Raw genomic sequence first — 8785 nt, 5'->3', positions numbered from 1 at the left:
ACAACGCCGGCCTGCAGCACGTGGCCCCGCTGCACGAGTTCCCCGTCGACCGCTTCTCCTACATCCTGCGGCTGATGCTGGAGGCCCCGTTCCGGCTGGTCCGCGGCGCGCTGCCGCACATGTACGACCCGACCCGGCGTGACACGTACATGAGGGTGACCGACGGCTCGGTGTCCGCCCGGTTCCAGGCGCTGCGCCTCCCCATGGGAGCCGGTCTCGGCGGCCTGGTGGCCCAGCGGGCCGCTCCCTACGCGACGGCGAGCTACTTCGAGGACGCGCGCTTCCGGCACACCAGCGAGATCAACGACGGCGTCCGTGACGAGGGGCTCGTCGCGATCCTCGGGGTGCCGCTGATCCGGGGCTCCCAGGTGATCGGCGTCCTCTACGCCGCCGACCGCGCCGAGCGCAGCTTCGACCGGTCGGAGGTCGCCCTCCTCGGCTCCCTCGCGGCGCACGCGGCGATCGCACTCGACAACGCCCGCCTGCTCGAGGAGACGCGGGCCGCCCTCGACGAGCTGTCGGCCGCCAGCCGGGAGCGCCGGGCCTACACCGCCTCGGTGGAGCGGGCCGCGAGCGCGCACGACCGGTTCATCGACGTCGTCCTCCGGGGCGGCGGGGTCGAGGACGTCGCCGTCGCCGTCACGGAGGCGCTGGGCGGCAGCATCACCGTGCTGGACGAGGAGGGCAGAGGAACCCCGGAGGGCTCCCCCACCGGCGCGGGCCTGCCGCCCGACCCCGCGGGAGCGCTGGCGATGTCCCGCACCACCGGCCGCACGGTGCGCGACGGAAGCTGGTGGACCGCCGCGGTCACCGTGGACAGCGAGCTGCTGGGCGGGCTGGTCCTGCACCGGGACGACGAACTCTCCGACTCCGACCAGCGCATCCTCGAGCGCGCCGCCCTCGTCACGGCGCTGCTGCTGCTCATCCGCCGCACCGCGGGCGAGGCCGAGAACCGCGTGCGCGGCGAACTGCTCGAGGAGCTGCTGGGCCCGACGGTGCGCGATCCGGACGGGCTCCGGGAGCGGGCGCGGCGGCTGGGTGCGGACCTCGACCGCCCGCACGCCGTCGTGGTGGCCCGGGTGGAGGAGCGCTGCCGTGGACGGGCCCTGGCCGCGGCGACCCACCTGGCGGCGACCCGCGGTGGCCTGGCCGGCGCGCACGACGGCTGTGTGGTGCTCTGCCTGCCCGACGTCGAGCCCGACGTGGCGGCCGCCACCGTGTGCCGGGAGCTGAGCGGTGCCGCCGGCCCGGTGACCGTCGGCGGGGCGGGGCCGGTCCGGGGGCCGGGTGCCGTCGGCGCCGCCCACGAGGAGGCGGCCCGCTGCGCGGCGACGCTCGTGGCGCTGGGCCGGACGGGCGGCTCGGCCAGCGCGGCGGAGCTGGGCTTCTTCGGCCTGCTGGTCGGCGACGGCCGGGACGTGCGGGGCTTCGTCGAGACCACGCTCGGGCCCGTGCTGGAGTACGACGCCAAGCGCGGCACCGAGCTCGGGGCGACGCTGCAGGCGTTCTTCCAGGCCGGCGCCTCCCCCGCGCGTGCCGCCGAGGCCCTGCGCGTGCACGTCAACACCGTCACGCAGCGCCTGGAACGGGTCGGACGGCTGCTCGGCACGGACTGGAACTCGCCCGGCCGCGCCTTGGAGGTGCAGCTCGCCCTGCGGCTGCACCGCCTGACCGGCGCCGTCCCCGACTGACCGCGACCGATCAGCCGTCCCAGCAGGCCCACGGGGACGTGCCGGCCATGGGACGACGGTCGGCAGCGGCACCACGTCCGGTCACGGCCGAACGTCCCCTCCTACGCTGGACCGGTGCCCGTGCTCCTCGACCTCCTGCCGCCCGAGGTCTGGACGGCGCGCTCCGCCGCGCACGCGGAACGGGTCGACGCCCTCACAGCGGGCGCCCGTGCGCGCCGGGCGGCCGGGCAGCGCCATCCGGTCGAGGACTTCCTCTACGAGTACTACAACACCCGGCCGTCGACGTTGCGGCGCTGGCACCCCGGTCCGCACGTCGCGCTGACCGGGCCGGCTCCGCACGGGGACTGGCGCTGGTACGCGACGGACGGCGGGACCGTGCGCCTGGACGTCGACGCCTTCCTCGCCGACCGCGGGGACACCGTCCGGTTCGTGCAGGGGCTCCTCGCCGCCACCGCCCGGCGGCCGGCGTTCACCGGCTGCTTCGGGCTGCACGAATGGGCGATGGTCTACCGCGCCGGCGAGCACCGGCACACCGTCCCGCTGCGGCTCGGCCAGGCCGGCACGAACGCCGTCGTCGAGGCGCACCCCGTCCGGTGCACCCACTTCGACGCCTTCCGCTTCTTCACGCCCGCCGCCGTCGGGCTCAACCGGGTGCGACCGACCCGTGCCACCCAGCCCGAGCTCGAGCAGCCCGGCTGCCTGCACGCCACGATGGACCTCTACAAGTGGGCGCTGAAGCTCTCCCCCGCGACGCCGTCCGAACTGGTCGCCGACTGCTTCGAGCTCGCCGCCGACGTCCGGACGCTGGACATGCGGGCGTCCCCGTACGACCTGCGTGACCACGGCTACGAGCCGGTGGCGATCGAGACCCCCGAGGGCAAGGCGGAGTACGTCGCTGCCCAGCGCGGGTTCGCCGAGCGCGGCGCCGTCCTCCGCTCCCGGCTGGTCGACGTGTGCGATGCGCTGTCCGATCCGGGACGTACGGTCGACGGGTGACCTCCACGCGCACCGGCCGCTGGGTGCGGCTCGACGGCACCACCAACACCCGCGACCTCGGCGGCCTGCCCACCACCGACGGCGGCACGACGGTGCCGGGCCGCATCCTGCGCAGCGACAACCTGCAGACCCTCAGCGAGGACGACGTCCGGCGGCTCGTGGGCGAGATCGGCCTGCGCGAGGTGATCGACCTGCGGACCACCGCGGAGATCCTGCTGGAGGGGCGCGGCCCGCTGCGGGACGTCGACGAGGTCACCCACCGCCACTTCAGCCTGCTGCCCGAGCGGGGCCACCACACCGACGTCTTCGCCGTCGAGGAGTCCGACCCGGCCGACCTGCCGGAGGGCTGGCTGGAGTCGCTCCTCCCGCGGCAGGTCGCCGAGCACGACGAGGGGGAGCCGCCCGCCGTCCGTTCCTACCTGGGCTACCTCGGGCAGCGTGCCGACAACGTGGTCGCCGCGCTCCGGGCCCTCACGGCGACCGACGAGGGCGCCTCGGTGGTGCACTGCGCCGCCGGCAAGGACCGGACAGGTGTCGTGTGCGCGCTGGCCCTGGCGGTCGCCGGTGTGGGGCACGACGACATCGTGGCCGACTACGCGATGACGGCCGAGGTGATCGACGCCCTGGTCGCCAAGCTCGCCGCGTCACCGACGTACGCCGAGGACATGGTCAGCCGGGACGTCACCAGCCACACGCCCCGGGCGGCGACGATGGACCGCGTGCTGCGGCTGCTCGACGAGCGGTACGGCGGGCCGACCGGCTGGCTGGAGACGCACGGCTTCGGCGCCGACGAGCAGGCCCGGCTGAGGTCCCGCCTCCGGGAGTGACCCGTCAGCGGGCGGACCGGTGGCCTTGCTTGTGCCGGTACATGGCCGCGTCGGCCTCACGGAGCAGCTGCTCCGCGGTGCCGTCGGAACCGACGGCGTGGACCGCGACACCGACGCTGGTGCCGACCGCCACGTCGGTCCCGTCCAGCCGGAAGGGCTCGGCGAAGCAGCCGGTGACCCGGTCGGCCAGCCGGCGGGCGTCCTCCGGGGACACCAGGCCGGGCAGGATGATCGCGAACTCGTCGCCGCTGAGCCGCCCGACGGTGTCCCCGGGCCGGACCACGCCGCGCAGTCGCGCCGCCACCTGACGGAGCAGCTCGTCGCCGGCCGCGTGACCGAGGGTGTCGTTGACCTCCTTGAAGCGGTCGAGGTCGCAGAACAGGACGGCGACGTGGGCGCCCTCGGCGGCGGTCGGGATGCCGGCCACGAGGCGGTCGAGGAAGAGCACGCGGTTGGGCAGTCCGGTCAGCGCGTCGTGCGTGGCCTGGTGGCTCACCGTCGCCAGCAGCCGGGCCTTCTGCAGGGCCGTCGTCGCCTGGTCGCCGACACCTCGGAGCCGGGCCATGACGTCCCCGTCGAGCTGCGTGGGCGCCTGCCCCCTGGTCCACCCGGCGGTGGCGACACCCAGGAACGTCGTGCCGGCCAGCAGGGGCACCGCGACGACGTCGGACGTGCCGACCCCGTCGAGGAGCCGCCGCAGCGCCGGGCTGCTCGTGTCGCTGGAGATGATCCGGGGCTCCCGGTCGGTGAGCATGCCGACGAGCTCGGGGACGTCCTCGGCGCGCAGCGCGGTGGTCTGCAGCAGGTCGGCGCCGGCGCGGTCAGCGACATCGTCAGCGAGGCGCTGCCGCGGATCGTCGGCTGCACGAGCGCCGGCATCCTGATGTGGGACCCGGCCACGGGCTCGCTGCGGTCGCACGCCTCGACCGGGCTGACCGACGCCGGCGCCGACCTGCTGCAGACCACCGCGCTGCGCGCCGAGGACGTCCCCGAGCTCGTCGGCATGCTCACCGACCGGGAGCCCCGGATCATCTCCAGCGACACGAGCAGCCCGGCGCTGCGGCGGCTCCTCGACGGGGTCGGCACGTCCGACGTCGTCGCGGTGCCCCTGCTGGCCGGCACGACGTTCCTGGGTGTCGCCACCGCCGGGTGGACCAGGGGGCAGGCGCCCACGCAGCTCGACGGGGACGTCATGGCCCGGCTCCGAGGTGTCGGCGACCAGGCGACGACGGCCCTGCAGAAGGCCCGGCTGCTGGCGACGGTGAGCCACCAGGCCACGCACGACGCGCTGACCGGACTGCCCAACCGCGTGCTCTTCCTCGACCGCCTCGTGGCCGGCATCCCGACCGCCGCCGAGGGCGCCCACGTCGCCGTCCTGTTCTGCGACCTCGACCGCTTCAAGGAGGTCAACGACACCCTCGGTCACGCGGCCGGCGACGAGCTGCTCCGTCAGGTGGCGGCGCGACTGCGCGGCGTGGTCCGGCCCGGGGACACCGTCGGGCGGCTCAGCGGCGACGAGTTCGCGATCATCCTGCCCGGCCTGGTGTCCCCGGAGGACGCCCGCCGGCTGGCCGACCGGGTCACCGGCTGCTTCGCCGAGCCCTTCCGGCTGGACGGGACCGACGTGGCGGTCGGCACCAGCGTCGGTGTCGCGGTCCACGCCGTCGGTTCCGACGGCACCGCGGAGCAGCTGCTCCGTGAGGCCGACGCGGCCATGTACCGGCACAAGCAAGGCCACCGGTCCGCCCGCTGACGGGTCACTCCCGGAGGCGGGACCTCAGCCGGGCCTGCTCGTCGGCGCCGAAGCCGTGCGTCTCCAGCCAGCCGGTCGGCCCGCCGTACCGCTCGTCGAGCAGCCGCAGCACGCGGTCCATCGTCGCCGCCCGGGGCGTGTGGCTGGTGACGTCCCGGCTGACCATGTCCTCGGCGTACGTCGGTGACGCGGCGAGCTTGGCGACCAGGGCGTCGATCACCTCGGCCGTCATCGCGTAGTCGGCCACGATGTCGTCGTGCCCCACACCGGCGACCGCCAGGGCCAGCGCGCACACGACACCTGTCCGGTCCTTGCCGGCGGCGCAGTGCACCACCGAGGCGCCCTCGTCGGTCGCCGTGAGGGCCCGGAGCGCGGCGACCACGTTGTCGGCACGCTGCCCGAGGTAGCCCAGGTAGGAACGGACGGCGGGCGGCTCCCCCTCGTCGTGCTCGGCGACCTGCCGCGGGAGGAGCGACTCCAGCCAGCCCTCCGGCAGGTCGGCCGGGTCGGACTCCTCGACGGCGAAGACGTCGGTGTGGTGGCCCCGCTCGGGCAGCAGGCTGAAGTGGCGGTGGGTGACCTCGTCGACGTCCCGCAGCGGGCCGCGCCCCTCCAGCAGGATCTCCGCGGTGGTCCGCAGGTCGATCACCTCGCGCAGGCCGATCTCGCCCACGAGCCGCCGGACGTCGTCCTCGCTGAGGGTCTGCAGGTTGTCGCTGCGCAGGATGCGGCCCGGCACCGTCGTGCCGCCGTCGGTGGTGGGCAGGCCGCCGAGGTCGCGGGTGTTGGTGGTGCCGTCGAGCCGCACCCAGCGGCCGGTGCGCGTGGAGGTCACCCGTCGACCGTACGTCCCGGATCGGACAGCGCATCGCACACGTCGACCAGCCGGGAGCGGAGGACGGCGCCGCGCTCGGCGAACCCGCGCTGGGCAGCGACGTACTCCGCCTTGCCCTCGGGGGTCTCGATCGCCACCGGCTCGTAGCCGTGGTCACGCAGGTCGTACGGGGACGCCCGCATGTCCAGCGTCCGGACGTCGGCGGCGAGCTCGAAGCAGTCGGCGACCAGTTCGGACGGCGTCGCGGGGGAGAGCTTCAGCGCCCACTTGTAGAGGTCCATCGTGGCGTGCAGGCAGCCGGGCTGCTCGAGCTCGGGCTGGGTGGCACGGGTCGGTCGCACCCGGTTGAGCCCGACGGCGGCGGGCGTGAAGAAGCGGAAGGCGTCGAAGTGGGTGCACCGGACGGGGTGCGCCTCGACGACGGCGTTCGTGCCGGCCTGGCCGAGCCGCAGCGGGACGGTGTGCCGGTGCTCGCCGGCGCGGTAGACCATCGCCCATTCGTGCAGCCCGAAGCAGCCGGTGAACGCCGGCCGCCGGGCGGTGGCGGCGAGGAGCCCCTGCACGAACCGGACGGTGTCCCCGCGGTCGGCGAGGAAGGCGTCGACGTCCAGGCGCACGGTCCCGCCGTCCGTCGCGTACCAGCGCCAGTCCCCGTGCGGAGCCGGCCCGGTCAGCGCGACGTGCGGACCGGGGTGCCAGCGCCGCAACGTCGACGGCCGGGTGTTGTAGTACTCGTAGAGGAAGTCCTCGACCGGATGGCGCTGCCCGGCCGCCCGGCGCGCACGGGCGCCCGCTGTGAGGGCGTCGACCCGTTCCGCGTGCGCGGCGGAGCGCGCCGTCCAGACCTCGGGCGGCAGGAGGTCGAGGAGCACGGGCACCGGTCCAGCGTAGGAGGGGACGTTCGGCCGTGACCGGACGTGGTGCCGCTGCCGACCGTCGTCCCATGGCCGGCACGTCCCCGTGGGCCTGCTGGGACGGCTGATCGGTCGCGGTCAGTCGGGGACGGCGCCGGTCAGGCGGTGCAGCCGCAGGGCGAGCTGCACCTCCAAGGCGCGGCCGGGCGAGTTCCAGTCCGTGCCGAGCAGCCGTCCGACCCGTTCCAGGCGCTGCGTGACGGTGTTGACGTGCACGCGCAGGGCCTCGGCGGCACGCGCGGGGGAGGCGCCGGCCTGGAAGAACGCCTGCAGCGTCGCCCCGAGCTCGGTGCCGCGCTTGGCGTCGTACTCCAGCACGGGCCCGAGCGTGGTCTCGACGAAGCCCCGCACGTCCCGGCCGTCGCCGACCAGCAGGCCGAAGAAGCCCAGCTCCGCCGCGCTGGCCGAGCCGCCCGTCCGGCCCAGCGCCACGAGCGTCGCCGCGCAGCGGGCCGCCTCCTCGTGGGCGGCGCCGACGGCACCCGGCCCCCGGACCGGCCCCGCCCCGCCGACGGTCACCGGGCCGGCGGCACCGCTCAGCTCCCGGCACACGGTGGCGGCCGCCACGTCGGGCTCGACGTCGGGCAGGCAGAGCACCACACAGCCGTCGTGCGCGCCGGCCAGGCCACCGCGGGTCGCCGCCAGGTGGGTCGCCGCGGCCAGGGCCCGTCCACGGCAGCGCTCCTCCACCCGGGCCACCACGACGGCGTGCGGGCGGTCGAGGTCCGCACCCAGCCGCCGCGCCCGCTCCCGGAGCCCGTCCGGATCGCGCACCGTCGGGCCCAGCAGCTCCTCGAGCAGTTCGCCGCGCACGCGGTTCTCGGCCTCGCCCGCGGTGCGGCGGATGAGCAGCAGCAGCGCCGTGACGAGGGCGGCGCGCTCGAGGATGCGCTGGTCGGAGTCGGAGAGTTCGTCGTCCCGGTGCAGGACCAGCCCGCCCAGCAGCTCGCTGTCCACGGTGACCGCGGCGGTCCACCAGCTTCCGTCGCGCACCGTGCGGCCGGTGGTGCGGGACATCGCCAGCGCTCCCGCGGGGTCGGGCGGCAGGCCCGCGCCGGTGGGGGAGCCCTCCGGGGTTCCTCTGCCCTCCTCGTCCAGCACGGTGATGCTGCCGCCCAGCGCCTCCGTGACGGCGACGGCGACGTCCTCGACCCCGCCGCCCCGGAGGACGACGTCGATGAACCGGTCGTGCGCGCTCGCGGCCCGCTCCACCGAGGCGGTGTAGGCCCGGCGCTCCCGGCTGGCGGCCGACAGCTCGTCGAGGGCGGCCCGCGTCTCCTCGAGCAGGCGGGCGTTGTCGAGTGCGATCGCCGCGTGCGCCGCGAGGGAGCCGAGGAGGGCGACCTCCGACCGGTCGAAGCTGCGCTCGGCGCGGTCGGCGGCGTAGAGGACGCCGATCACCTGGGAGCCCCGGATCAGCGGCACCCCGAGGATCGCGACGAGCCCCTCGTCACGGACGCCGTCGTTGATCTCGCTGGTGTGCCGGAAGCGCGCGTCCTCGAAGTAGCTCGCCGTCGCGTAGGGAGCGGCCCGCTGGGCCACCAGGCCGCCGAGACCGGCTCCCATGGGGAGGCGCAGCGCCTGGAACCGGGCGGACACCGAGCCGTCGGTCACCCTCATGTACGTGTCACGCCGGGTCGGGTCGTACATGTGCGGCAGCGCGCCGCGGACCAGCCGGAACGGGGCCTCCAGCATCAGCCGCAGGATGTAGGAGAAGCGGTCGACGGGGAACTCGTGCAGCGGGGCCACGTGCTGCAGGCCGGCGTTGT

The 8785-nt window shown here is 75.4% G+C and carries 8 protein-coding genes; 4 read left to right on the top strand and 4 right to left on the bottom strand.

Annotation, left to right across the window (positions count from 1 at the left end; genetic code table 11):
- The 3 genes from E4P40_RS24060 to E4P40_RS24050 all read left to right on the top strand — a co-directional run.
- Positions 1-1691: helix-turn-helix domain-containing protein (locus E4P40_RS24060; RefSeq protein WP_135160894.1), on the top strand; the 1691-nt coding region annotated here is incomplete at its 5' end.
- A 114-nt stretch (positions 1692-1805) separates the two neighbouring features.
- Positions 1806-2687, top strand: a complete 882-nt coding sequence (locus E4P40_RS24055) for a 3-methyladenine DNA glycosylase (RefSeq protein WP_135160895.1) — start codon at positions 1806-1808, stop codon at positions 2685-2687.
- The gene (locus tag E4P40_RS24050) at positions 2684-3514 is read left to right on the top strand and encodes a tyrosine-protein phosphatase (RefSeq protein ID WP_135160896.1); all 831 of its coding nucleotides are present in this window, start codon (positions 2684-2686) and stop codon (positions 3512-3514) included. The genes E4P40_RS24055 and E4P40_RS24050 overlap by 4 nt, the downstream gene beginning before the upstream one ends.
- Before the next feature lie 4 nt (positions 3515-3518).
- Here E4P40_RS24050 and E4P40_RS24045 read toward each other — a convergent pair whose 3' ends face one another.
- Entirely contained in the window at positions 3519-4433 is a 915-nt protein-coding gene (locus E4P40_RS24045; RefSeq protein ID WP_245160556.1) for a GGDEF domain-containing protein, read from the bottom strand.
- Between E4P40_RS24045 and E4P40_RS24040 the strand changes: the two genes are divergently transcribed.
- Positions 4398-5267 (top strand): GGDEF domain-containing protein, encoded by an 870-nt coding sequence (locus E4P40_RS24040; RefSeq protein WP_135160897.1) that lies wholly within the window; start codon positions 4398-4400, stop codon positions 5265-5267. The genes E4P40_RS24045 and E4P40_RS24040 overlap by 36 nt on opposite strands.
- Before the next feature lie 4 nt (positions 5268-5271).
- Here E4P40_RS24040 and E4P40_RS24035 read toward each other — a convergent pair whose 3' ends face one another.
- The 3 genes from E4P40_RS24035 to E4P40_RS24025 all read right to left on the bottom strand — a co-directional run.
- Positions 5272-6102 (bottom strand): tyrosine-protein phosphatase, encoded by an 831-nt coding sequence (locus E4P40_RS24035; RefSeq protein ID WP_135160896.1) that lies wholly within the window; start codon positions 6100-6102, stop codon positions 5272-5274.
- Positions 6099-6980 (bottom strand): 3-methyladenine DNA glycosylase, encoded by an 882-nt coding sequence (locus tag E4P40_RS24030; RefSeq protein WP_135160895.1) that lies wholly within the window; start codon positions 6978-6980, stop codon positions 6099-6101. Before E4P40_RS24030 ends, E4P40_RS24035 begins: the two co-directional genes overlap by 4 nt.
- A gap of 114 nt (positions 6981-7094) precedes the next feature.
- Positions 7095-8785 (bottom strand): helix-turn-helix domain-containing protein (locus tag E4P40_RS24025; protein WP_135160894.1); only part of this gene is annotated, 1691 nt, incomplete at its 5' end.

It is taken from the genome of Blastococcus sp. CT_GayMR20, from assembly GCF_004570345.1.
This window is presented reverse-complemented; position numbering and strand designations above follow the sequence as displayed.